The 22,845-nt window shown below is 62.1% G+C and carries 20 protein-coding genes; 8 read left to right on the top strand and 12 right to left on the bottom strand.

Annotation, left to right across the window (positions count from 1 at the left end; translation table 11 throughout):
- Positions 1-81 precede the first annotated feature (81 nt).
- Positions 82-987, bottom strand: coding sequence for a hypothetical protein (locus CQ002_RS25180; protein WP_034104374.1), 906 nt, complete (start codon positions 985-987; stop codon positions 82-84).
- 411 nt (positions 988-1,398) lie between these two features.
- Between CQ002_RS25180 and CQ002_RS25175 the strand changes: the two genes are divergently transcribed.
- Together CQ002_RS25175 and CQ002_RS25170 are read left to right on the top strand one after the other, a co-directional pair.
- A complete protein-coding gene (locus CQ002_RS25175; RefSeq protein ID WP_034104372.1) occupies positions 1,399-2,082 on the top strand; it encodes a response regulator transcription factor in 684 nt (227 codons plus the stop codon).
- Positions 2,060-3,454: a HAMP domain-containing sensor histidine kinase gene (locus CQ002_RS25170; RefSeq protein ID WP_034104370.1), complete on the top strand. Its 1,395-nt coding sequence runs from the start codon at positions 2,060-2,062 to the stop codon at positions 3,452-3,454. Before CQ002_RS25175 ends, CQ002_RS25170 begins: the two co-directional genes overlap by 23 nt.
- Before the next feature lie 137 nt (positions 3,455-3,591).
- Here CQ002_RS25170 and CQ002_RS25165 read toward each other — a convergent pair whose 3' ends face one another.
- The 3 genes from CQ002_RS25165 to CQ002_RS25155 are packed head-to-tail and all read right to left on the bottom strand — an operon-like array spanning position 3,592 to position 5,857.
- Complete coding sequence (locus CQ002_RS25165) at positions 3,592-4,008, bottom strand: SRPBCC family protein (RefSeq protein WP_034104367.1); 417 nt, start codon at positions 4,006-4,008, stop codon at positions 3,592-3,594.
- A gap of 29 nt (positions 4,009-4,037) precedes the next feature.
- Positions 4,038-4,835 carry an SDR family NAD(P)-dependent oxidoreductase gene (locus tag CQ002_RS25160; protein ID WP_098466317.1) on the bottom strand — a complete coding sequence of 266 codons (798 nt, stop codon included), beginning with the start codon at positions 4,833-4,835 and terminating at the stop codon, positions 4,038-4,040.
- A 17-nt stretch (positions 4,836-4,852) separates the two neighbouring features.
- A complete protein-coding gene (locus tag CQ002_RS25155) occupies positions 4,853-5,857 on the bottom strand; it encodes an aldo/keto reductase (protein ID WP_098466316.1) in 1,005 nt (334 codons plus the stop codon).
- A 113-nt stretch (positions 5,858-5,970) separates the two neighbouring features.
- Here CQ002_RS25155 and CQ002_RS25150 point away from each other — a divergent pair, with 113 nt between their 5' ends.
- Complete coding sequence (locus CQ002_RS25150; protein WP_105162038.1) at positions 5,971-6,864, top strand: LysR substrate-binding domain-containing protein; 894 nt, start codon at positions 5,971-5,973, stop codon at positions 6,862-6,864.
- A 73-nt stretch (positions 6,865-6,937) separates the two neighbouring features.
- Here the strand turns inward: CQ002_RS25150 and CQ002_RS25145 are convergent, their stop codons facing one another.
- From CQ002_RS25145 to CQ002_RS25135, 3 genes are read right to left on the bottom strand one after another with little or no spacing between them, the layout of a single operon-like run.
- Complete coding sequence (locus CQ002_RS25145; RefSeq protein ID WP_034104358.1) at positions 6,938-8,230, bottom strand: FAD-binding oxidoreductase; 1,293 nt, start codon at positions 8,228-8,230, stop codon at positions 6,938-6,940.
- Positions 8,227-9,315 carry a polyamine ABC transporter substrate-binding protein gene (locus CQ002_RS25140; protein ID WP_069023531.1) on the bottom strand — a complete coding sequence of 363 codons (1,089 nt, stop codon included), beginning with the start codon at positions 9,313-9,315 and terminating at the stop codon, positions 8,227-8,229. Before CQ002_RS25140 ends, CQ002_RS25145 begins: the two co-directional genes overlap by 4 nt.
- Before the next feature lie 23 nt (positions 9,316-9,338).
- The gene (locus CQ002_RS25135) at positions 9,339-10,697 is read right to left on the bottom strand and encodes a glutamine synthetase family protein (protein ID WP_034104354.1); all 1,359 of its coding nucleotides are present in this window, start codon (positions 10,695-10,697) and stop codon (positions 9,339-9,341) included.
- Between the two features lie 139 nt (positions 10,698-10,836).
- Here CQ002_RS25135 and CQ002_RS25130 point away from each other — a divergent pair, with 139 nt between their 5' ends.
- Entirely contained in the window at positions 10,837-11,733 is an 897-nt protein-coding gene (locus tag CQ002_RS25130; RefSeq protein ID WP_034104353.1) for a helix-turn-helix domain-containing protein, read from the top strand.
- Positions 11,734-11,872: 139 nt separating this feature from the next.
- Entirely contained in the window at positions 11,873-14,035 is a 2,163-nt protein-coding gene (locus tag CQ002_RS25125; RefSeq protein WP_034104351.1) for a TonB-dependent siderophore receptor, read from the top strand.
- On the opposite strand, the gene CQ002_RS25120 is transcribed toward CQ002_RS25125, so the two are convergent.
- Entirely contained in the window at positions 14,025-15,155 is a 1,131-nt protein-coding gene (locus tag CQ002_RS25120) for an MFS transporter (RefSeq protein ID WP_105162037.1), read from the bottom strand. The two genes, CQ002_RS25125 and CQ002_RS25120, sit on opposite strands and share 11 nt — an antisense overlap.
- 101 nt (positions 15,156-15,256) lie before the next feature.
- Between CQ002_RS25120 and CQ002_RS25115 the strand changes: the two genes are divergently transcribed.
- Positions 15,257-16,027, top strand: a complete 771-nt coding sequence (locus CQ002_RS25115; protein ID WP_105162036.1) for a helix-turn-helix domain-containing protein — start codon at positions 15,257-15,259, stop codon at positions 16,025-16,027.
- A gap of 4 nt (positions 16,028-16,031) precedes the next feature.
- On the opposite strand, the gene CQ002_RS25110 is transcribed toward CQ002_RS25115, so the two are convergent.
- Positions 16,032-16,469, bottom strand: a complete 438-nt coding sequence (locus tag CQ002_RS25110) for a carboxymuconolactone decarboxylase family protein (protein ID WP_034104347.1) — start codon at positions 16,467-16,469, stop codon at positions 16,032-16,034.
- A 97-nt stretch (positions 16,470-16,566) separates the two neighbouring features.
- Positions 16,567-17,037, bottom strand: a complete 471-nt coding sequence (locus CQ002_RS25105) for an Lrp/AsnC family transcriptional regulator (RefSeq protein ID WP_034104345.1) — start codon at positions 17,035-17,037, stop codon at positions 16,567-16,569.
- A 123-nt stretch (positions 17,038-17,160) separates the two neighbouring features.
- Between CQ002_RS25105 and CQ002_RS25100 the strand changes: the two genes are divergently transcribed.
- A complete protein-coding gene (locus CQ002_RS25100) occupies positions 17,161-18,396 on the top strand; it encodes a methionine gamma-lyase (RefSeq protein ID WP_098466307.1) in 1,236 nt (411 codons plus the stop codon).
- Between the two features lie 158 nt (positions 18,397-18,554).
- The gene (locus CQ002_RS25095) at positions 18,555-19,226 is read left to right on the top strand and encodes a response regulator transcription factor (RefSeq protein ID WP_174555855.1); all 672 of its coding nucleotides are present in this window, start codon (positions 18,555-18,557) and stop codon (positions 19,224-19,226) included.
- A gap of 70 nt (positions 19,227-19,296) precedes the next feature.
- Here the strand turns inward: CQ002_RS25095 and CQ002_RS25090 are convergent, their stop codons facing one another.
- Together CQ002_RS25090 and macA are read right to left on the bottom strand one after the other, a co-directional pair.
- Positions 19,297-21,255: a MacB family efflux pump subunit gene (locus CQ002_RS25090; RefSeq protein ID WP_034104338.1), complete on the bottom strand. Its 1,959-nt coding sequence runs from the start codon at positions 21,253-21,255 to the stop codon at positions 19,297-19,299.
- Positions 21,256-21,258: 3 nt separating this feature from the next.
- Positions 21,259-22,410, bottom strand: coding sequence for a macrolide transporter subunit MacA (gene macA / locus CQ002_RS25085; RefSeq protein WP_098466306.1), 1,152 nt, complete (start codon positions 22,408-22,410; stop codon positions 21,259-21,261).
- Positions 22,411-22,845: the final 435 nt, after the last annotated feature.

Genomic DNA, 22,845 nt, shown 5'->3' with positions numbered 1-22,845 from the left:
AATCGCAATCAGAATGATCACCGGAATAGGCACACCGAGGAACCAAAGCAGTAATGAGCGCATGATGTTCTCCTTGAATAATTAACGTACGAAGTGTTCGGTTTCGACATACACCACGGCATCGCGACGGCGACCGCCGAAGGTGGCGGCGAAGCTGGCGAAGAACGCACCGATCAACAGCGCGACAAAGGTCCACAGCGAGGTATACGCAGCGACTTTGGCGGCGGTGTCAGCGGCTTGCTTGGCTTTCAGCTTGGCGTCTTCAACGGCTTTGCGGGCATCGCCATAGACCTTGTCGATACGCGCTTCAGCGTCGGCCTGGCTGAGGTTGGTGCGCTGGCTGATCAACTGGGCCAGGTAGGCACGGTCCTCAGGGGCAAGTTGGCCGTCATTGCTCAAGGTGCGGGTCAAGATACGTGCAACCACGCCATGGGCAGCGTCATCACTGACGGCTACCGGGCGATCATCACGAAACAGGCTGTCGACGTAGTAGTCGAAGTCACCGCCATTGACGCCCTTGGCTGCACTGCCGGCAGCTTGCGTCATACCGCTGGCGGCGCCCGCCGCAACGCTGGCACCGGCCTTGACACCACCGGTGACGACACTGCTGACCGAACCCACCACCAGCACCGCGGTGATCAATGTGGCCACGGCCCAGGCCAGGAAGCCATGGGCGGTATCACGGAAGTACACTTCATCACCGTGCATGTTGGCCCATTTGACGCGCAACCGGCCGGCGATATAGCCGCCCAAGCCGGACGCAACGATCTGCGTGAACGCCAGCCAGACAATCGTGGAAATGCCAAGCCCCTTGGCACTGATACCACTGTCGGCCCACGGCGATACCGCCGAAAAGCCCAGGCCAAAGCCCAGCAGTACCAGGATCAGTGACAACGCAGCCGCGGCGGCAGCCCCGGCGAAAATTGCGCCCCAGGAAACCCCGGAGAGCGCGCTCGATTCTTGCAGCGTGGATGAGGATGTGATCATTGTTGTTTTGCTCCAGGCAGAAAAATGGTGTTACAAGTCTCAAAAGGGACAGTGCAGGCACCATGCCAGTCGGCAAACAATTTAAAACCTATATATATCAGTAACTTAATTAAATTGAACTAACCTGAACCATGCAACTTGCAAGAAATGACCGCATCAGACGGGCGTTATGCAATCTCCTGCGGGGCATTGCCAATGCGGGAAGTGGCTGGCCTGCAACAGCGATGTGTCCGTGACTCCTTCATTGCTTGGTACTGCGCCATCGCAGGCAAGCCAGCGCCCACACGATGCGGGATGTGCCGATGAAATCTGTGTCAGTTTTGCCAACATGAAGTTTTATTTAGGAAGCGTTCAGCCATTTCTTGGCAAAATACCCGCACTTCTAGTGTGAATCGCTCACCAGGTAATCCTATGACCCGTATTTTGACCATCGAGGATGACGCCGTAACGGCCCGCGAGATCGTCGCCGAGCTGAGTAGCCATGGACTGGATGTAGATTGGGTAGACAACGGTCGCGAAGGCCTGGTCCGCGCCGTGAGTGGTGATTACGATCTAATCACCCTCGACCGCATGCTGCCGGAGCTGGACGGCCTGGCCATCGTCACGACGTTGCGTACCATCGGTGTATCGACGCCGATCCTGATGATCAGCGCCCTCTCCGACGTCGACGAACGCGTGCGTGGCCTGCGCGCCGGCGGTGATGATTACCTCACCAAGCCGTTCGCCTCGGATGAAATGGCCGCCCGCGTCGAAGTGCTGCTGCGACGCAAAAGCACGGTCAAGGAATTCGAAACCTCGCTGCGCGTGGCCGACCTGGAGCTGAACCTGATCAGTCGCGAAGCCAGTCGCGCCGAACAGCCCCTGAGCCTGTTGCCCACCGAATACAAATTGCTCGAATTCCTGATGCGCAACACCGGGCAGATCCTGTCGCGGATGATGATTTTCGAAGAAGTGTGGGGCTATCACTTCGACCCGGGTACCAACCTGATCGACGTGCACATCGGTCGCCTGCGCAAGAAGATCGACCCCCCGGGCCTCACGCCGCTGATCCGCACGGTACGAGGTTCCGGTTATGTCATTGCTGAACCCCTCTAAGGGCTGGCGCTCCTCCAGCAGCCGGTTGCTGGCGCTGTACAGTTCGTTGTTCGTGGCCTGGAGCTGCATCCTGATGGGGGTGCTGTATTACGAGGTGTCGGGCTACCTGGGCGATCTGTCGCGCCATTCCCTGATGCAGCGCCAGCACTTGTTCCAGCGCTTCGATGGCGAAGAACTGGTGGAAGCCCTGACCACCAGCATGACCTTCGACATGAAGGGCGTGGACGCCTACGGCCTGTTCGACGAGCAATTCCGTCCGCTGAGTGGACCGATCCGCACGATCCCGCCAGACCTGCCCCTGGACGGCAAGATCCACGCCCTGGTCAATTGCGTCAACTCCGACGACCCCAAGCTGCCCAAGGACAGCTGCGACGCCGTGGCCACCCACACCGAGGACGGCCGCTGGCTGGTGCTGGTGCGCGCCAACGGCTCGTTGTTTGGCGTAACCCGCATCATCTGGCATGCATTGCTGTGGGCGCTGTCGCTGACGATCATTCCCGGCGCCGCCGGCTGGCACTTGCTGCGCCGCCGTCCGCTGCGACGCATCCGTGGGATCCAGGCCAGCGCCGAAGCCATCGTCGCCGGTGACCTCACGCACCGCCTGCCACTGTCCAATCGGCGTGACGAACTGGACATGCTTGCCGCCATCGTCAACGCCATGCTCGACCGCATCGAGAAGTTGATGAACGAGGTCAAGGGCGTGTGCGACAACATCGCCCACGACCTGCGCACCCCGCTGACCCGCCTGCGTGCGCAGTTGTACCGCATCAAGCAGGAGGCTGAGGCAGAGTCGGACTACGCGGTGAAACTGGACGACGCGATTGCCGAGACCGACACCCTGATGGCGCGCTTTCGCGGGCTGTTGCGTATCTCCGAACTGGAAGACCACCAGCGCCGCTCAGGCTTCCTGGTGATGGACCCGTTGCCGCTGTTGCGCGAGCTGCATGACTTCTACCTGCCGCTTGCAGAAGAAGGCGAGCTGCAACTGAAGCTTGAAACCCCGGAATCCCTGCCCTGGATCACCGGCGACCGCGCTCTGCTGTTCGAAGCCCTGGCCAACCTGCTGAGCAATTCGATCAAGTTTTCCCCGCCGGGCGGCGAAGTGATTCTGCGCGGGGTCAATGACGCCGGCAGCACGCGTATCGAAGTTCACGACTCCGGGCCGGGCATACCGGCGGCGGAACGTGATGCGGTGTTCCAACGCTTCTATCGCGTGGATGAAAGCGACCAGCAAGGCGGCTTCGGGTTGGGCCTGTCGATTGTGGCGGCGATCATCAACTTGCACGGGTTCAAGCTGGAGGTGGGGAGCAGCGAGCAAGGGGGCGCGCGCCTGACCCTGGAGTGCCGCCAACAGCTCATGCCCGAAGCCTGAAAAGCAACCCGGTCAAATAATGTGGGAGCGGGCTTGCTCGCGAAAGCGGCGTGTCAGTGACCGAACCATCGGCTGATCCACCGCATTCGCGGGCAAGCCCGCTCACTCATTTGAGCTGTATTGCCCAGCAGATGGCTTCAGGCCGGGAAATTGCCCCGCAACGCGTCCAACCCACCGCTGTAGACACCGGCAAACAATGCCTCCACCGCCGCATCCGTCGTCCCCGCTGCCGGTGTGAACACACCGGACCAGGTCACTTTCGCCGACGCCTCGCCCAACGCTTCAACCTGCAACGTCGCCAGGTACGCACTCACTGGAAACGGCGACTGCTCAATGGTGTAGCTGTAAGTACGGCCCACGTTATCAAAGCTCTGCAAACGCTCTACCACCACACCGCCATCTGCGGTTTGCAGGTGGCGCACACGGCCACCTTCGCTTGGCTCGCTTTTGACAATTAACGGTAGCCAGTCCGGCAGGCTGTTGAAGCCGCCGACCAATTGCCAGACCTGATCGGCTGATACCGGGATTTCAATTACAGAAGACGCAGTTGCCACGATAAGTACTCCAGAAAATGAACAACGATTCAGATCGCCATGCTGTCGACAACACCACCGTCGACACGCAACGCGGCACCTGTGGTTGCAGAAGACAGGGGTGAAGCAATGTACGCCACCAGGTTGGCGACTTCATCCACATTCGCCGCCCGCTGGATGATCGACGTCGGCCGTGCATTACGCACAAACACATCCGCCTCGTCCCGCGCACTGCGCCCGGACTTGTGTGTCGCGTCCTTGAGCATCTGCTCAAGCCCGTCGGTAAACGTGGGGCCCGGCAGCACAGCGTTGACCGTCACCCCGGTACCCGCGAGTCGCTTGGCCAGGCCATGGGACACCGCCAGGTTGGCACTTTTGGTCACCCCGTAATTGATCATGTCCGCCGGCGTCGCCACGCCGGACTCCGACGACAGGAAGATCACCCGCCCCCAGCCCTGCCCGACCATGCCCGGCACGTAATGGCGCGCCAAGCGCACACCGGAGATCACATTGACCTCATAGAAGCGTGTCCATTCGCTGTCCGGTGCCTCGAAGAAATCCACATCATTGAAGATGCCCAGGTTGTTGACCAGGATGTCGGCGCGCGGTTCGGCGGCGAACAGTTTTTCTGCACCCTCGGCCGTGCCGAGGTCTGCCACCAGACCACGCAGGTCCGCGCCCGGGACGGCCTGGCGAATGCTTGCCAGCGCGTCATCCACCTTGCCGGCTTCACGACCGATCACCACCACGGTGGCGCCGGATTCCGCGAGGGCCTGGCTGATGCCCAGGCCAATGCCAGCGGTGCTACCGCTGACGATGGCGACTTTACCGCTCACATCAATTTTCATCGGTTGAACTCCTGAAGTTAAAGCGGCAGTGGTGCACGGTCCGAAACCAATCGGGCATCGCGCAGGGCCTGCCAGAAGGCTGCCGGGATGTTCTGCGACAACGCCGCCACGTCTTCGGCAATCCGCCCCGGGCGACTGGCACCTGGAATCACCGCAGCCACGGCCGGATGGGCCAGGGAGAATTGCAGCGCCGCCGCTTTCACGCTCACGCCAAACGTTTGGGCAATTGCCTTGATCTGCTCGACCTTGCTGATGATCGCCGGGCTGGCGGGCTGGTATTCGAAGTGCGCGCCACCCGCCAGGATGCCGGAGCTGTAGGGGCCACCGACGACGATCTCGACGTTCTGCGCCAGGGCTGTGTCCATCAGGCGTTGCAGGGCGCGATCATGGTCCAGCAGAGTGTAGCGGCCGGCCAGCAAAAAGCCGTCGGGCTGTGCTTCGGCCAGGTCCAGGGTCAGCTCGCAGGGCTCGACGCGGTTGACACCCAGGCCCCAGGCCTTGATCACGCCCTCTTCACGCAAGCGGGTCAGGACTTTGAACGCACCGGTGCGGGCCTGGTTGAAGTACTCCAGCCACGAGTCGCCGTAGAAGTCCTGGGCGATGTCATGGATCCACACGATGTCGAGGCGATCGGTTTTCAAACGGGTCAGGCTGTCTTCAATGGAGCGCATCGTCGCATCGGCGCTGTAGTCGTTGACCATTTTGTTCGGACGACCGTGTTCGAACACGCCGCTTTTTTCGCCGAGGTCGCGGGGGCTTGCTTCGACTTCGTCGAGAATCACCCGGCCGACCTTGGTGCTGAGCACGAAGTCATCGCGGTTGTACTGCGACAGCGCGTGGCCCAGGCGAATTTCCGACAGGCCCGAACCGTAGAACGGCGCGGTGTCGAAGTAACGCACACCGCCGTTCCAGGCGGCCTCGACGGTGGCCAGGGCTTCGTCTTCGGGAATGGCGCGGAACATGTTGCCCAGGGGCGCGGTGCCAAAGCCCAGTACGCCGGGCAGTTTGTCTTTCAAGCTCATGCAGGGATCCTCAATCGGTTCTGGGTCGCTGTGACCGTTGAGCAGATCCTAGATTGCACAGATCGGACCGTCCAAGACATACTGCGACCAACTTGAGTCCCTGCAGGTCTTACATGATTGATCTCCGCCAACTGCGCTACTTCGAAGTGGTCGCTGAAGAAGAACACGTCGGTCGCGCCGCCGAGCGCTTGCACATCTCTCAATCTCCGCTGAGCCGACAGATTGCGCAGCTTGAAGAACGCTTGGGGCTGACGCTGTTCGAGCGCAGCCAGCAACGCATCCGCCTGACCCGTGACGGCCAGACCTTCCTGGCTGAAACCAAGGCGCTGCTGACCCACGCCAATCGCCTCGAATCCCTCGGCAAGCGCCTGGGTCGCGGCGAAGAAGGCGGCCTGTGCATCGGCTATATCGAAAACGCCATGCACGCCGGCGTTCTGCCCAACGCCTTGCGCGTCTTGAGGGACGACCGCCCCACCGTGCATATCAAGCTGTATAACCTGCCGTCCCTTGATCAACTCGAAGGCCTGCGCCAACGCAGCCTCGACATTGCCCTGGTCGGTGAACCGCCCGCCGCCGATGACCCCGACCTGATCGCACGGCAAGTGCTGGATGACCCGATGTTGCTGGCCTTGCCGGAGCATCATCCATTGGCCAGGCAACGCGAACTGTCGCCAGAACAGCTGGCCGACCAGGAATGGATCGGCGTGCAGCGCAAACCCGGCGCCAACCCCGCCGACGACTTTGTCGCCGCCTGCATCCGCGCCGGTTTCACCCCGCAGATCCCGATGGAAGCCAGCGAGCCATTTACCGCACTGGGGCTGGTCGCCTCGGGATTGGGCGTAGCCATGGTGCAAAAAGGCCTGAGCCGCAATGCACCGCCCGGCGTGGTGCTGCGTGAACTGCCGTGGTTGAACTACACCATTCCGCTCTGGGCGGCGTGGCATCGGGTCAACCTGCGGCCGCTGGTGGAAACCTTTCGCAAGGTACTCACCGAACCTGGGCGTTGATGGAGACCCAAAGGTGGGTGCAGGCAAGCCCGGCTCCCACATAGGCCCACACAGTCAGAGTGGGGTGAATCAGTTAGATCAATTCCCGCAGGCGATACCACAGCATCCCCAACGCCAGCAGCGGCGAACGCAGCACCTTGCCACCGGGAAACGTCATGTGCGGCACCTGGCTGAAAATATCCAGCCCGGCGCTGTGACCGGCGTGAATACCCTCGGCCAGCAGCCTCGCGCACCAGTGCGTCACGTTCAGCCCATGCCCGGAATAGCCCTGGGCGTAGAACACATTCGGGTACTGCTTCAAGCGACCCACCTGAGGAAAGCGGTTGGCGGTGATGCCGATCCTTCCGCCCCACTGGAACTCGATGGCGGTCGTGGCCAACTCCGGGAACACCTTGAGCATTTTCGGCTGCATATAGGCGGCGATGTCTGCCGGGTCGCGTCCGGAGTAATGGCAGGCACCGCCGAACAGCAGGCGTCGGTCAGCAGACAACCGGTAGTAATCCAGCCCGACCTTCTGGTCGCACAGTGCCAGGTTCTGCGGGATCAACCGCTTGGCAACATCCTCCGATAATGGCTCGGTGGCGATGATGTAGCTGCCGGCCGGAAGCACCTTGCCGCTCAAGCGCGGCTCCAGGTCCTCCAGGTGCGCATTGCAGGCCAGCACCAGGCTGGCCGCACGCACCGTGCCACCTGCGCAGCGTACCTGTACGGTGTCGCCGTGGAGCAGTTCCAGCACTTCGGTGTGTTCGAAAATCCGCACCCCGAGGGACTCGGCCAGCCGCGCTTCACCCAGCACCAGGTTCAACGGGTGCAAATGCCCTGAGCCCATGTCCACCAGGCCACCGGCATACACCGAGGAGCCCACCACCTGTTGCATGTCCTCGGGGCCGACCAGACGGGTTTCATGGGCATACCCCAGTTGCGCCAGGTGCGCCTGCTCGTCCTTGAACGCTGCGAACTGTGCCGGCGTGTTGGCCAGCTCGCAAAAGCCCCAGCGCAGGTCGCAGTCGATGGAGTGCTCGCGAATGCGCTCGCCCACCAGCGCCACCGACTCGATGCCGGCGCGTTCCAGGTAGCGCACGCCCTCCTCGCCCACGTAGTTGGCGAACCCCGACACGTCGTGGCCGATGCCACGAATCAGCTGACCGCCATTGCGGCCGCTGGCGCCCCAGCCGATGCGCCGGGCCTCCAGCAGGATCACCGAAAGCCCGCGCTGGGCCAATTCGATGGCGGTATTGACGCCGGTGAACCCGCCACCGATCACACACACGTCGGCGGTCAGGTCGGCGCCCAGTGCCGGGCGCTCGACCAGGGCGTTGGCCGTGGCCCGGTAGTAGGACCGGGCGTGGTCAGTCGACTGAATCATTTATTGGTCTTCACTTTGCTCCAGGCGCGAGTCATCAGGCGCATGGTTGCCGGGGTCGGCGTGGTGGAAATATAGAGTTTGTCGAGCACCGCCTGCGGTGGGTAGACCTCCGGGTTGTTCACCAGCTCCGGGTCCATGAAGGCCTTGGCCGCCGGGTTGGCGTTGGCATAACCCACCGAGGCGCTGACCTTGGCGATCACTTCAGGGTCGAGCAGGAAGTTGATAAAGGCGTGGGCTTGCTTCGGGTTGCTCGCGTCGGCAGGAATCGCCAGCAGGTCGAACCACAGGTTCGAGCCTTCCTTGGGAATCGAGTAGGCGATGTTCACGCCGTTCTTGGCTTCCTTGGCGCGATTGGCCGCCTGGAACACGTCGCCGGAATAACCGAAGGCCACGCAGATATCACCGTTGGCCAGGTCCGAGATGTACTTGGAGGAATGGAAGTAGGTGATGTACGGGCGCAGCGTCAGGAGCTTGGCCTCGGCCTGTTTGTAGTCTTCGGGATTCTCGCTGCGCGGGTCCTTGCCCATGTAGTTGAGGATCGCCGGGAACAGCTCATCCGCCGAATCGAGGAAGGCCACGCCGCACTGGTTGAGCTTCTTGATGTTCTCGGGTTCGAACAGCACCGCCCATGAGTCGATATGGTCGATGCCAAGCACCTGCTTGACCTTGTCGACGTTGTAGCCGATGCCATTGGTGCCCCACAGGTACGGCACCGAGTGCGCGTTACCCGGGTCGTTTTTCTCCAGCAGCGCGAGCAGCTTGGGGTCGAGGTTCTTGAAGTTGGGCAACTGCGCGCGGTCAAGCTTGAGGAACGCACCGGCCTTCACCTGGCGCGCCAGGAAGTGGTTGGACGGCACCACCACGTCGTAGCCGGTGCGCCCGGCGAGCAACTTGCCCTCCAGGGTTTCGTTGGAGTCGAACACGTCGTAGATCGGCTTGATCCCGGTCTTGGCCTGGAAGTCGGCCAGAGTGGTTTCACCGATGTAGTCGGTCCAGTTGTAGATGCTGACCGTCGGTGCCGCCTGGCTGGCACTGCTGAACACGGCGACCAGGGCCAGCGGGAGAAGCTTTTTCACAAGACGCATATCGACACCCCTTTATTGGTTTTTTAGACGCTCAACAGCAGGAACTCACGCTCCCAGGAACTGATCACCCGCTTGAAGTTCTCGTGCTCGGCGCGTTTGACCGCGACGTAGCCGCGCACGAATTTGTCGCCCAGGTACTGCTTGACTGTGTCGCAGTCCTCCATGCGTGCCAGCGCATCTTCGAGGGTGAACGGCAGGCGCAGGTTGCGACGCTCGTAGGCACGCCCTTCGACCGGCGCACTCGGTTCGATCTGCTCGACCATGCCCAGGTAGCCACACAACAGACTAGCGGCAATGGCCAGGTATGGATTGGCATCGGCGCCAGGCAAGCGGTTTTCCACGCGCATCGCCTCGGGGCTGGAAGTGGGCACCCGCAGGCCGACGGTGCGGTTTTCTTCGCCCCACTCGACGTTCACCGGGGCCGAAGTGTCCGGCAGGAAGCGGCGGAACGAGTTCACGTTGGGCGCAAACATCGGCAGCAGCTTGGGGATGTACTTCTGCAGGCCACCGATATGGTGCAGGAACAGCGGGCTCTTGTTGCCCTGGGCATCGACGAACACCGGTTTGCCGGTGGCGATATCCACCACGCTCTGGTGCAGGTGCATCGCACTGCCCGGCTCGTCGGCGACCGGCTTGGCCATGAAGGTGGCAGCCACGTTGTGCTTGAGCGCGGCCTCGCGCAGGGTGCGCTTGAACACGGTGATCTGGTCGGCCAGGTCGAGCGCGTCGCCATGGCGAAAGTTGATTTCCATCTGCGCCGGGCCGTCTTCGTGGATCAGCGTGTCGAGGTCCAGGCCTTGTGCTTCGCACCAGTCGTAGACGTCTTCGAACAGTGGGTCGAATTCGTTGGCGGCGTCGATGGAAAACGACTGGCGACCGGTCTCGGCGCGGCCGGAGCGGCCAATCGGGGTTTTCAGCGGCAGGTCCGGGTCTTCGCAGCGCTGGGTCAGGTAGAACTCCATTTCCGGCGCGACGATCGGTTGCCAACCCTTGTCGGTGTAGAGTTGCAGGACTTTCTTCAGCACGTTGCGCGGCGACAGTTCGATGGGGTTGCCCTGTTTGTCGAAGGTGTCGTGGATGACGATCGCGGTAGGCTCGATGGCCCACGGCACCACATAGGTGGCGTTGGACACCGGGCGGCAGATCATGTCGATGTCAGCCGGGTCGAGCAGGTCGTAGTAGATATCGTCGTCGACGAAGTCCCCGGTTACCGTTTGCAGCAACACACTTTCCGGCAGGCGCATGCCTCGCTCATGCAGGAACTTGTTGGTGGGCGCAATCTTGCCGCGTGCGATGCCAGTCAAATCACTGATCACGCATTCGACTTCGGTAATCTTGTGTTCTTTCAGCCAGGCGGACAGCTGATCGAAGGGGGCGTTCATAAGGACCTCGTCATGGGTTGGGTGCATGCGCCGGCTTGTACTCCTGGCGCATTGAGGTCTATCTTGATGCGGCCGCACGGCGGCATCTATCCACTTTGCACCCACCGCAACGCACCAATAGAGTGCGCCCAGGTCAACCATGACACAGGCTACAGCTTTGCGCGTACAGGCCTTCACCACCGGTGATGTGGCCGCCCAATGCAGTGCAACACCCGGCTGGGTGCAGCAGTACCAGCAGATGTCTCCCGGGCATTTTGCCGGGCAGATCCGCTACCTCGACCTGCAAGGCGTGGAGGTGTACGAGGAGTGCATGAACACCCGCGTAGAGCAGCATTTCAATGCCCCGCCAGGCTCGCTGGCGTTCTGTTTCGACGGCAGCGACAACGCGCTGTACATGCTCAATGGCGAAAGCCGCAACACCTGGATCACGCCGGAAAACTACCGTGAAGTGGCGGTGGTGTTCGGGCCGCAGTTCGTGCAGCGCCACGGGCTGGACGTGACAAAACTCGAAGGCTTGTTCATGGCGCCGCTGACGTGCCAGCAGAATGCGCTGTTCAGCCGTTGGTTGAGTGGCACCCTCACGCGCTTGTCCGCCGAGATCGACCCTGCCAGCCGTGACGCCCTCACCCAGCAACTGCTCGACGATTGCCTGTTCATCCTCGACAACGCCTGCGTGTGCCTGGACCGCCACTCCTTGCAGCGGCGCAGCGAAGAACGCCGGCTGATGGCGCGCATTGGCGAATGGGCGGCGGATGCGCCGGACGAGACCGTCAACCTGCTGGAGCTGGCGCGGATTGCCGGCGTACCGCTGCGTCAGTTGCAACAGGGGTTCAAGACCTACACCGGGATGAGCCCGGCGCAATGGTTGCGGTTGCGCCGGTTGAACGGCGCACGACGGGAGTTGTTGGGCTCACCGGATTGCACCGTCGCCGAGGTGGCGATGAATTGGTCGTTCTGGCACCTGGGACGGTTTTCCCATAGCTATCGTGCCCTGTTCAAGGAACTGCCGAGCGAGACCCTCAGGCGCCACGCCTGACCAACACGCCCCCCCTAGACGCTGGCTTGCAGGCTCCTACGCAAGTCCCAAGCCGCGAATCATTCTCGAAACCTTGTAAAAATGCACACTTATGCCTAGCTTATGCGCCCCCCGCCCTGCGCTTTAAGGCCCTGCCCCCATGGTTTTGCGTTTTCGTCCCGTCGTCACCTCACGTTTCGCCCTCGGCCTGCTGCTCAGCGGTGGCATCGGCAGCAGCCTGGCGGCTGAAATCGAACTGCCGGCGGTCAAGGTCCAGGGCCAGGATGAGTCCGGCTACCGCAGTGAAACCGCCTCGGTGGGCGGTTTCGATGACGCGCCGCTGCTGGACACCCCGGCCTCGATCACCGTGATCAACGCCACCCTGATCAAGGACCAGCAGGCGCGCCTGCTCAGTGAAGTGCTGCGCAACGACGCCTCGGTGGGCGACAGCTATGCCCCTATCGGCTACTACGAAAACTTCGTGGTGCGCGGCTTTTCGCTGAATGCCGCGAGCAGCTACAAGATCAATGGGCGCACCATCACTGGCGAGCAAAATGTCGCGCTGGAAAACAAGCAGCAGGTGGAAGTGCTCAAGGGCCTGGCGGGCCTGCAGAGCGGGATCTCCGAGCCGAGCGGCGTGATCAACTACGTCACCAAGCGCCCGGAAGATGTGCGCTCGGTGACCGTCTCCACCGACGATCGCGGCAGCGGTTATATCGCCACCGACGTCGGCGGCTGGTTTGGCAGTGAGCAACAGTTCGGCCTGCGCGCCAACGTGGCCCATGAGGACCTCAATTCCTATGTGGAGCACGCCAATGGGCAGCGTGATTTCGTGTCCCTGGCCTTTGACTGGAACATCAGCCCCGACGCCGTCTTGCAACTGGATGCCGAGTACCAGGACAAGCAGCAACGCTCGGTGCCCGGCTACCAGTTGCTGGGCGGCACTGAAGTGCCACACGGTGCTTCGCCGAAAAAGCTGCTGGGACACCAGACCGGTTCGAGGCAGGTGGGCATTGATTCGCTGAACCTCAACGGCAAGTTCGAATACCGTTTCAGCGACCAGTGGAAAGGCAGCGTGAGCGCGGCGCGCAGCAAGGTGGTGATTGATGACTACAGTTCGTTTGCGTGGGGATGCTATGGGTCGGCCAGTTGCAGTTCATCGAGCGTGCCGAATTACTTCAGCCCTGAAGGCAATTACGACGTCTACGACTACCGCAGCCCCGACGATACCCGCCGCGATGACGAAGTGCAGGCGGCCATGACCGGGTTGTTCGACACCGGCGGCATCGGCCATGAATTGACCTTCGGCACCAGTGCCTTGCGCCGCGTGATCGACAAGCGCAAATCGGTGAACGAGTTCATCGGCACCGCCAATATCGATGAAGATGTACCAAGCTTCACCCCTACCGACAAACCACTGAACGACAGCCACCGCAACCTCGACAGTCGCCAGTACGGCGTGTTCGTCACGGACCGCATCCGCTTCAACGAGCAATGGCAAACCATCCTCGGCGGGCGCGAAGTGCGCCTGGATGAAAAAGCGTTCGACAGCGGTACGGGGAGTCAGGTACGCCACACCCAGCAATACGTGTTCCTACCGCAGGCATCGTTGATCTATCAACCCGTCGAGAACATCTCGCTCTACACCAGCTACAGCAAAGGCGTGTCCCTGGGCGGCACTGCGCCGTGGTTCGCGAGCAACGCGGATGAGACCCTGGCGCCCACCACCTCACGGCAAATCGAAGCCGGCGTAAAATACGACTGGCGCCGTATCAGCTTTGCCGCCGCGGTGTTCCAGACCCGCCAGGCCTACCAGTACGCCAAGCCCGATGGCGCAGGCTTCACCTATGTGCAACAGGGCGAGCAAAAGAACACCGGACTGGAATTGTCGGCCAACGGCTGGGCCACCGAGCGCCTGCAAATCGCAACCAGCGTGGCGGCGATTCGCGCGCGGGTCACCGGCAGCGGCACGCCTGACTACGAGGGTCACCAGGCGATCAACGTGCCCACACTGCGCGCCAGTGTCTACGCCGACTATGCCCTGCCCTGGGTCAACGGCCTGGCAGTGCTGGGCGGCGTGCAATACAGCGCCAAGAAATACGCCAACCGCACCGGCAATGTGGAAGTGGGGGATTACGCGGTGGTGAATGTGGGCAGCCGCTACACCACCCAGGTCGACGGCTATGAAACGGTCTTTCGCCTGAGCGTCGACAACCTGTTCGACAAGCGCTACTGGCGCGACGCGGGCGAGTACATGGGCGATGACTACCTGTTCCAGGGCGCGCCGCTGACGGCGCGCCTGAGTGCTTCGGTCAACTTCTGAACACCCGCGGCGCTGCCAGCCACAGCGCCGCCAGGCCGCAAGTCAAAAGGCTCCAGCCAAGGTCCTGCGCCCAGGCGACCACGGTCAGCCCGGCGCCAATCACCAGATAGTAGAGCAAGCCAAATACCGCCGCGGCGGTGCCCAGGCGATCTTGATAAGCCACCAGCGCCGCCCCCAGCACGTTGGGGATCGCCATGCCGAACGCCAGCACCACCAGCAGCATCGGCCATACGAACAACCAGCTGTCCTGCAGCAGCAGCACTGAAAGACCGCCCAACAGCGCCACCCCGGCAGCGGCCAGCACCAACTGCTCGCCATTCAGGCCACGCTTGAGCAAGGCCTTGTTCAGCCATGCCCCAAGCCCCGACCCAAGCGCCAGCAGCACACCGCTGTAGCCGAATTCGGCAGCAGACAACCCCAGCCGCGTGAAGATAAACGGCCCCACGCTGTAGTAGCCAAACAGCGCAATATTGAACGCCGCCACCAGGCCGACGGAGCGCCAGACCTCGGCGTCCCTGAGCATCAGGCCCACGGTTTGCCCCAGGGGTGATGTCGGCAAGGACGCCGGCCGCGTCTCGGGCAACGCCCACACGCAGGCGGCCCACAATACCGCAGCCATCACCAGCAGGCCCGCGAGCATGCCGCGATAGCCGGCGTACTGCACCAGGGTCGCGCCACTGAACAGGCCAAGTGCCGGGCTGGCAGCCAGGACAATGCCCATCACGGAAAACACCTGGCCCAACTGTGCGCCGTGGAAGCGGTCGCGCAAGAGCGTCTGCGTAGCGACCGAACCGACCGCCGCACCGAAGGCCGCAATGGCCTGGGCCAGCAGCAAGCCGTTGAACGTGCTCACACTCAAGGCCAGCAGCGTGGCAGCAACATACAACCCCAGCCCGGCCAACATCACCGGGCGTCGGCCCCAGCGATCACACAACCGGCCCCATACCACCACGCCCAGCGCAAACGCCAGGAAGTACACCGACAGGGTTTGCCCGGCGCGTTCAGGCCCGACCGCGAAGGCCTGGCCGATATCGCCCAGGGCCGGGCTATAGAGGGTTTGGGCCAGTTGCGGGAACATCAGCAACGCCACGGCCAGCACCAGCAAGTTTTTCGATGTCATGCACAAGACCTTCACGGGAACACAAGCGCAAGGATTCTAAGCAGCACGGCCTGGGGTATTATCCAAACTTCGACAACTTACCCATGAAATCGGACAAACCCATGGCTTGGCTCGCCGCCGACGCATCGTTCGACCCGGACAGCTACCAGGCGCCCGTCATTGGCATCGCCGCCCTGCTCGGCGACCACGACTCCGGCCTGCACCACCACCGGCGCGGTCAACTGTTGTTTACCCAGCAGGGCTGCACCCGCATTACCCTGGACAATCAACTGTGCCTGTTGCCGCCGACCCGCGCGGCGTGGATACCGTGCGGCGTGCATCACCGCGCGGTGATGAGCAAGGCCGTCGATTATCGCTCGGTGTACCTTAGCCCGGCCGTCGCAGCCCAATTGCCGAACCAGGTGCGGGTGATCGAAGTGGGCGTTTTACTGCGGGCGGTGCTGGAACCGATGGCCATGGCGCCCTTCGAGACCGATTGGCACACCGGCCGATACGCGCAGTTGCTGGCATTGTGCCTGGAAGAAATACAGGGTGCGGCCGAGCAACCGATGCTCCTGCCCTTGCCACGGGACAAGCGCCTGGCGCCATTGCTGGCCAACCTGGAACGATTGCCGCCCACGCTGCAGGACCTGGAAAAGCAGATCGGCGCCAGTGCCAAGACCATCGGCCGGATCTTCCTGCGGGAAACCGGCCTGGGGTATCAGCAATGGCGCCAGCAGTGGCGCTTGATGCGTGTCATCGAGCTGCTCGCCACTGGGCGCAACCTCGGGTACTGCGCCTTTGAACTGGGGTTTGCCAGCGACAGCGCGTTGATCGCCTTCTTCAAGGGCATGACCGGCACCACGCCGCGCGGCTATTTCAAAGCAGGCTGAGGCCTTATTTAGGCATCTTGCGGAAACCCACGGCGAGGCGGTTCCAGCTGTTGATGGTGGCGATTGCCACGCTGAGGTCAACCTGCTCCTGGGGGCTGAACTCGGCCGCCAGTGCGTTGAAGTCCTCATCTGGAGCGTGGGTCTGGCTGAGCAGGGTCAGGCTTTCGGCCCACGCCAGGGCAGCGCGCTCACGCGGGGTGAAAAACGGCGTTTCACGCCAGGCCGACACGGTGTACAAGCGGCGCTCGGTCTCGCCCCCCTTGCGTGCATCGGCGGTATGCATGTCGAGGCAGAAAGCGCAGCCGTTGATCTGCGAAACGCGCAGGCGCACCAACTCCAGCAGCGGCAGTTCGATAGACAGTTTGCCGACCGCGGCTTCGAGGGCGAGCATGGCTTTCATGGCGTCTGGGGAGGCGGTGTAGAAATCGGTACGGGTGTGCATGATGAAGCTCCAGAACGGTGGGGATTGGTGGCTAGATTAGTCACCCGACGCGGTGCGAGGAATATCCAATTCTGGGGAAGATCAGGTAGCCAATGTGTCAACCGGGCAAGGGAATCACACGCAATGGCCGCACTGACTTGTAGGAAAAACTCGAATAGATCTCCTTGACGCAAGGCAGCGTCTGCAGCACCTCGCGCGCAAACTCGCCAAACGATTCCAGGTCCTTCGCCACCACTTCCAGCAAAAAGTCATAGCGCCCCGAGACGTTATGGCACGCCACCACTTCCGGTATCTCCAGCAGGCGCTGTTCGAAGGCCCGGGCGATGTCCTGGGTGTGGCTCTCCATCATGATGCTGACAAACGCGGTCACCCCATACCCCAGGGCCTTGGGCGAGAGGATCGCCTGGTAACCGCTGATGACGCCGCTCTCTTCGAGGTTGCGTACCCGACGCCAGCACGGTGAGGTGGTCAGGGAGACGCGATCGGCCAGTTCGGCCACCGTCAGACGGGCATTGGCTTGCAACGCGTTTAAAAGGGCTTTGTCGGTACGATCCAGGGTGATGGGCATGGCTTGCCTCTGATTGTTGTTTTTAGCGGGTTTTCATCCCCATACGCGGGAATTGACGGCAAATATTGCAAGGTTCATCTCTGGTTATGAGCATAGCATTGTAGGAAATAAGGAGCGCCCGACATGAACAATAAACACCAGGCATTCGGCTTTTCCACCCGCGCCATCCACCACGGCTATGACCCCAAGGACCATCACGGCGCGCTCGTTCCGCCGATCTACCTGTCCGCCACCTTCGCCTTCCCCACCGCCGAATACGGCGCGGCGTGTTTTGCCGGCGAAGCCAGCGGACACTTCTATACGCGCATCTCCAACCCGACCCTGGCGCTGCTCGAATCGCGCATGGCGACCCTGGAAAACGGTGAGGCGGCGGTGGCATTCAGCTCCGGCATGGGGGCGATTGCCGCAACGTTCTGGACCCTGCTGCGCCCCGGGGATGAGGTGATTGTCAGCCAGACCCTGTATGGCTGCACCTTTGCCCTGCTGCACCATGGCATCGGCGAATTCGGTATCAAGGTACGCCACGTCGACCTCACGGACCTGGCAGCCCTGCGAGCGGCGCTCTGTCCCGCCACCCGCATGATCTATTGCGAAACCCCGGCCAATCCCAACCTGCAACTGGTGGATATCGCCGCCGTGGCGGCCATCGCCCACCAGCAGCCCAACGTCACCGTGGTGGTCGACAACACCTACTGCACCCCGTACCTGCAACGCCCCCTCGACCTCGGCGCCGATGTGGTAGTGCATTCGGCCACCAAGTACCTCAGCGGCCACGGTGACATCACCGCGGGCATCGCCGTGAGCAACCAGGCCCTGGCCCAGCGTATCCGCCTGCAAGGCCTCAAGGACCTGACTGGCGCCGTGATGTCGCCACAGGACGCCTCACTGTTAATGCGCGGCCTTAAGACCCTGGCCCTGCGCATGGACCGCCATTGCAGCAACGCGCAGGCCGTGGCCGAAGCCTTGCAGGCGCACCCGGCAGTCGAGCGGGTGACTTACCCGGGGCTGCGCTCTTTCCCGCAATACGAACTGGCGACACGGCAGATGAAAATGCCGGGCGGCATGATTGCCTTCGAACTCAAGGGCGGGATCGAAACCGGCCGGCGCTTCATGAACGCACTCAAGCTGTTCACGCGTGCGGTCAGCCTGGGGGATGCCGAGTCACTGGCCCAGCACCCGGCGAGCATGACCCATTCCACCTACACCCCGGAGGAGCGCGCGCGGCACGGGATCAGCGAGGGCCTGGTGCGTTTGTCGGTGGGGCTGGAGGACGTTGCCGACCTGCTGGCGGACGTCCAACAGGCACTGGCCCAGTGCACGCGCGCGGTGCAGCGCCCGTCCAAGCTTGTGAGTTTTTAATCGGTTTTTTCAGATTGGATCCCCTTCCCGCCGCCAGGCTGTACTAGCATAGGTTGCGGCGGGAAGGACTATCACGGCAGGTTATTCGCATTGGCTAGCACCTTAATCCCCGCCGCTATAACGCCGAATACCTGCATCTGAAATTCATGGACGAACTGATGAACTCACACCTGTTCCCACATATAGGCAAGGTCATCGCCAGCACCGGCAGTCGCCATTTCCCACGCATGCTGCATGACCTCATCCTGACCCAACTGGCAGTGGACGCCACCCATATCACGCAATTGCAAGTGAGTGCCGACGGGCAGACCCGGCGCAAGATCAGCCCGGTCTATACCGATTCGGTCGCGACCCTGGGCGAAGCACAACCCGCCGCACAATTGCACCTTACCCGCCGCAGGGACGACGTGCGCTACGTACTGTCGGTGTATCGCTCACACCAGTCCGACAGTTTCTCGCCACAGGAACGCAGCATGCTGCAGGACTTCTCGACCTTGCTGCTGCCCATGGTCGAAAAGCACATCGCCGCGATCCAGCCTTGTCGCCAGGACAGCGCGCCGATGACACCGGAGAACCAGGGCATCGAAACCCTGCGCCGGCGCATTGAAGAACGGTTGGTGCAGTCGGGGCTGACCCTGTCCAACCGTGAGCTTGAGGTGTGCGTGGGCTTGCTGGCCGGGCGTACCGCACCGGAGTTGGCAGAGCAGTTGGCGTTGAAGGTCAACACCATCGAGAGCTACCTCAAGCGTGCGGCGATCAAGCTGGGGATCAGTGGACGGCATTCCTTGCTGCGGTGGATGTATGCCACCGAGGACACCACGGGACTGTAAGGCAGCGCAGACCTGATGTGGGCGCTGGCTTGCCAGCGCCCACAGTGTGATCTCCATCGGTCCTGCAGGATCAGTCGCGCGCCAGTGCCTCGATTGGATCAAGCCGCGCCGCATTGCGCGCCGGCACAAAGCCGAACACAATGCCAATCAGCGTCGAACACGCGAACGCCGTGATGATCGAGCCCAGGGAAAACACCATCTCCCATTCCTTCACGAACAACGAAAACAGAAAGCCCAGGGCGTAGGACAGCGAGATCCCGATCAGCCCGCCGATCAGGCACACCATCACCGCCTCCACCAGGAACTGCTGGCGAATGTCCGACTGGCGAGCGCCCACCGCCATGCGAATACCGATCTCACGGGTACGCTCGGTGACCGACACCAACATGATATTCATCACACCGATGCCGCCTACCAGCAGCGAAATCACTGCGATCAACGACAGCAGCAGCGCCAGCGAGCGACTGGTTTTCTGCACGGTCTGCATGATGCTGTCGAGGTTGTTGGTAAAGAAGTCCTTGGTGCCATGGCGCTGCAGCATGAGTTTATTCACGTTGTCCTCCACCACTTTGCTCGGCTGGCCGTCCTTGATGCGCACGGTGATGCTGTCCAGGTGGCGCTGCCCGAGCAAGCGCCCCGCCGCCGTCTCGTACGGCACCCACACGTTCAGCGCCTTGCTGGCGGCGAACATGTTTTTATTGTCGGCCGTCACCCCGATCACCGTGCAGGGCAAATTGCCCACCAGGATCACCTGGCCCAGCGGGTCGACATTGGGCCCGAACAAACGATGGCGGGTATTGTGGTCGATCACCACCACCTGGGCCTGGCGCCGCGCGTCGCTTTCGCTGAAGGCGATCCCGGCTTCGAGCTTGAGGCCCTTGACCTTGAAATAGCGGTCGCTCACTCCGTTGACCTGGGCATCCAGGTCGATATTGCCAAAGCGCAGCAACAGGTTGCGGCCCACCACCGGCGTGGCGCTGTCGACGTAATACAGTTGGTTCAACGCGTCCACATCCGACGGCATCAACGTCTCGATCGCCGATGCACGGCTGTCACCAAAACTGGTGCCGGAAAAGATATCGATGGTGTTGCTGCCAATCGCCTGGATGTCCTTGAGCACATAGCGCTTGGCGCCTTCACCGATGGCCGAGATCGATACCACCGAGGTGATACCGATGACGATGCCGAGCATGGTCAGCAAGGTGCGCATGCGATGGGACACCAGTGCGACCCAGGCCATGTTGAACGCCTCCTTGAACAACCCCAGGCTCGCCACCAAGCGCCGGGCGCCGCTGCGCTTGGGTTCTATCGGGGTTTCGCTGGGCAGCTCCAGGCCAACACTGGCATTGGCCTTGTCGCTGACAATCTCGCCATCACTCACCTCGACAATGCGCTGGGCATTCGCCGCGACCTTGGGGTCGTGCGTGACGATAATGACCGTATGCCCAGCGGCGTGCAGCTCGGCAAGGATGCGCATCACCTCCTTGCCGCTGTGGGTGTCGAGGGCGCCGGTGGGTTCGTCGGCCAGGATCACTTCGCCGCCGTTCATCAACGCACGGGCGATACTCACCCGTTGCTGCTGCCCACCCGAGAGCTGGCTGGGACGATGGGTGGTGTGGCCTGCCAGGCCCAGGCGCGCAAGCAGGTCCCGCGCGCGACTGTGGCGGGTGGTTTCCGGTGTACCGGCATAGATCGCCGGCATTTCCACGTTGTGCAAGGCGCTCAGGTGCGCCAGCAAGTGGTAGCGCTGGAAGATAAAGCCAAAGTAGTCACGGCGCAGTTCGGCCAGCTGTTCGTCGCCCAACGAGCGGGTTTCGATGCCATTGATCTTGTAGCTGCCGGCCGTGGCGTAATCCAGGCCGCCAAGGATGTTCATCAGGGTGGATTTGCCGGACCCCGAGGCACCGATGATTGCCACCATTTCCCCGGCATGAATCGTCAAGTCGATGCCCTTGAGCGCGATGAATTCACGCTCGCCGGCCATGAAGCTTCGGGTGATGCCCTTGAGTTCCAACAGTGGCTGGGTCATCCGTCAGTTCCCCGCCACGGCCGGCGTGGCATCGCCGATGATCACTTTTTCACCTTCGGCCAGGCCGTCGAGGATCTGCACCTTGACGTTGTTATTGATGCCGGTCTTCACATCCCGCAAGACCGCCTTGCCCTTGGCATCCAGCACGCGCAGCGGGTAGCTGCCATCGTTGTTGCGTGCACCGAGCGCCGCCACCGGCACCATCAGCGTTGCCTGCGCAGTGTCGAGCACGATACGCACCTGGGCGGTCATGGCGATGCGCAGGCGGTGGTCGGGGTTGGGCACATCGAACAGCGCGTTGTAGAACACCGCGGTGTTCTGCTTCGGCGTGCCGGCGGTCTGGGTTTCCAGGAAATTCTGCGGCGCCGGTTCGGTGCCGCGCAGCTTGGCGTAGTAGCGTTTGTCCGCCTCGCCGAGGATGGTGAAGTACACCTGCTGGCCGGGGCTGATATGAATCACATCCGCCTCGGAGACCTGCGCCTTGACGGTCATGGTGTCCAGGTCCGCCAGCTTGAGTAGCACCGGCGCCAGCTGGTTGGCGATCACGGTCTGGCCTTCCTGGGTGACGATGCCCACCACATCGCCGTCGATGGGCGCGACGATGCGGGTATAAGCCAGGTTGACCTTGGCAGTGTCAATCTGGATATGTGCGCTCTTGATCTGCGCGTCCAGGGACAACAGGTTGGCCTGTTGCACCTGGAAGGTGGACTCGGCGTCTTCGAAATCCTGGCGCGACACTGATTCGTCATCCTGCAGGCCTTTGTAGCGCTCATACACTGACTTGGCTTGTTTGAGCTGGGCCGCTGTGGCGCGGCGCTGGGCCTGCAGGTTTTCTTCGTCTACCTGGGCTTTGCGCAGGGTATTTTGCAGGATCAATGGGTCGATCTCGGCGAGCCATTGGCCTTTCTTGACCTTGTCGCCGACCTTGACCTTGAGGGACTTCAATTGCCCGGAGACTTGGGCGCCGACGTCGACTTGCTTGATGCCTTCGAGCAAGCCGGTGGCCAGGACGGCGTTTTCGATGTCACCGCGTTCAGTGGTGGCGGTGAGGTATTGCGGCGCGTCGGCGGGGGCTTGGACCGTGTAGATGATCAGGCCTATGGCGACGGCCAGTGATGCGAGCATTCCTAGTTTGCGTAATCGTGACTTTTCCATGGGTGACCTTTGATCGTGTCCATATCCGTTATTTAGGTAACGGCCGCTTATGGTTCGGCCCTTACGGCGGGAGTGGTGTGGCGCCAAAGCGGGTTGGTGCGTGGGCGCTGGTTTGCCTGCGATGCAGACACCTCAGTTCATCAGGCACACCCAGGGGATGCCATCGCAGGCAAGCCAGCTCCCACATTTGACCGCGTTGGACGCTGAGTAAACGGTCGGCGCCAAGGCCGCCGCGCTCTGCTTCGGCTTTGGCTGTTGACCCTCGGCGCCCCGTAAAACCACGCTGGCCGAACGCAGGCTTGGGAGCGCGGCTAACCCGGCAGGACGCGGGGTTAGCCGCGCGCCAAGGCTTGCGTTCGGGCATGCCGAGCCTAGGCGAGACACCGAGTGGTGGGGCGAAGGCCTTTTGGTTACTTTTAGGCCTTTCCAGAAGTG

Source organism: Pseudomonas sp. MYb13, from assembly GCF_002980075.1.
Taxonomy (GTDB): Bacteria; Pseudomonadota; Gammaproteobacteria; order Pseudomonadales; family Pseudomonadaceae; genus Aquipseudomonas; species Aquipseudomonas lurida.
The sequence above is the reverse complement of the archived record's forward strand: the minus strand, read 5'-3'. Positions and strand labels throughout refer to the sequence as shown.

Excerpts from the sequence above, each read along its gene's own strand:
- CQ002_RS25180 (WP_034104374.1), bottom strand. The coding sequence starts at position 987 with ATGATCACATCCTCATCCACGCTGCAAGAATCGAGCGCGCTCTCCGGG.
- CQ002_RS25175 (WP_034104372.1), top strand. The coding sequence starts at position 1,399 with ATGACCCGTATTTTGACCATCGAGGATGACGCCGTAACGGCCCGCGAG.
- CQ002_RS25170 (WP_034104370.1), top strand. The coding sequence starts at position 2,060 with ATGTCATTGCTGAACCCCTCTAAGGGCTGGCGCTCCTCCAGCAGCCGG.
- CQ002_RS25160 (WP_098466317.1), bottom strand. The coding sequence starts at position 4,835 with ATGAAAATTGATGTGAGCGGTAAAGTCGCCATCGTCAGCGGTAGCACC.
- CQ002_RS25155 (WP_098466316.1), bottom strand. The coding sequence starts at position 5,857 with ATGAGCTTGAAAGACAAACTGCCCGGCGTACTGGGCTTTGGCACCGCG.
- CQ002_RS25150 (WP_105162038.1), top strand. The coding sequence starts at position 5,971 with ATGATTGATCTCCGCCAACTGCGCTACTTCGAAGTGGTCGCTGAAGAA.
- CQ002_RS25145 (WP_034104358.1), bottom strand. The coding sequence starts at position 8,230 with ATGATTCAGTCGACTGACCACGCCCGGTCCTACTACCGGGCCACGGCC.
- CQ002_RS25140 (WP_069023531.1), bottom strand. The coding sequence starts at position 9,315 with ATGCGTCTTGTGAAAAAGCTTCTCCCGCTGGCCCTGGTCGCCGTGTTC.
- CQ002_RS25135 (WP_034104354.1), bottom strand. The coding sequence starts at position 10,697 with ATGAACGCCCCCTTCGATCAGCTGTCCGCCTGGCTGAAAGAACACAAG.
- CQ002_RS25130 (WP_034104353.1), top strand. The coding sequence starts at position 10,837 with ATGACACAGGCTACAGCTTTGCGCGTACAGGCCTTCACCACCGGTGAT.
- CQ002_RS25125 (WP_034104351.1), top strand. The coding sequence starts at position 11,873 with ATGGTTTTGCGTTTTCGTCCCGTCGTCACCTCACGTTTCGCCCTCGGC.
- CQ002_RS25120 (WP_105162037.1), bottom strand. The coding sequence starts at position 15,155 with ATGACATCGAAAAACTTGCTGGTGCTGGCCGTGGCGTTGCTGATGTTC.
- CQ002_RS25115 (WP_105162036.1), top strand. The coding sequence starts at position 15,257 with ATGGCTTGGCTCGCCGCCGACGCATCGTTCGACCCGGACAGCTACCAG.
- CQ002_RS25110 (WP_034104347.1), bottom strand. The coding sequence starts at position 16,469 with ATGCACACCCGTACCGATTTCTACACCGCCTCCCCAGACGCCATGAAA.
- CQ002_RS25105 (WP_034104345.1), bottom strand. The coding sequence starts at position 17,037 with ATGCCCATCACCCTGGATCGTACCGACAAAGCCCTTTTAAACGCGTTG.
- CQ002_RS25100 (WP_098466307.1), top strand. The coding sequence starts at position 17,161 with ATGAACAATAAACACCAGGCATTCGGCTTTTCCACCCGCGCCATCCAC.
- CQ002_RS25095 (WP_174555855.1), top strand. The coding sequence starts at position 18,555 with ATGAACTCACACCTGTTCCCACATATAGGCAAGGTCATCGCCAGCACC.
- CQ002_RS25090 (WP_034104338.1), bottom strand. The coding sequence starts at position 21,255 with ATGACCCAGCCACTGTTGGAACTCAAGGGCATCACCCGAAGCTTCATG.
- macA (WP_098466306.1), bottom strand. The coding sequence starts at position 22,410 with ATGGAAAAGTCACGATTACGCAAACTAGGAATGCTCGCATCACTGGCC.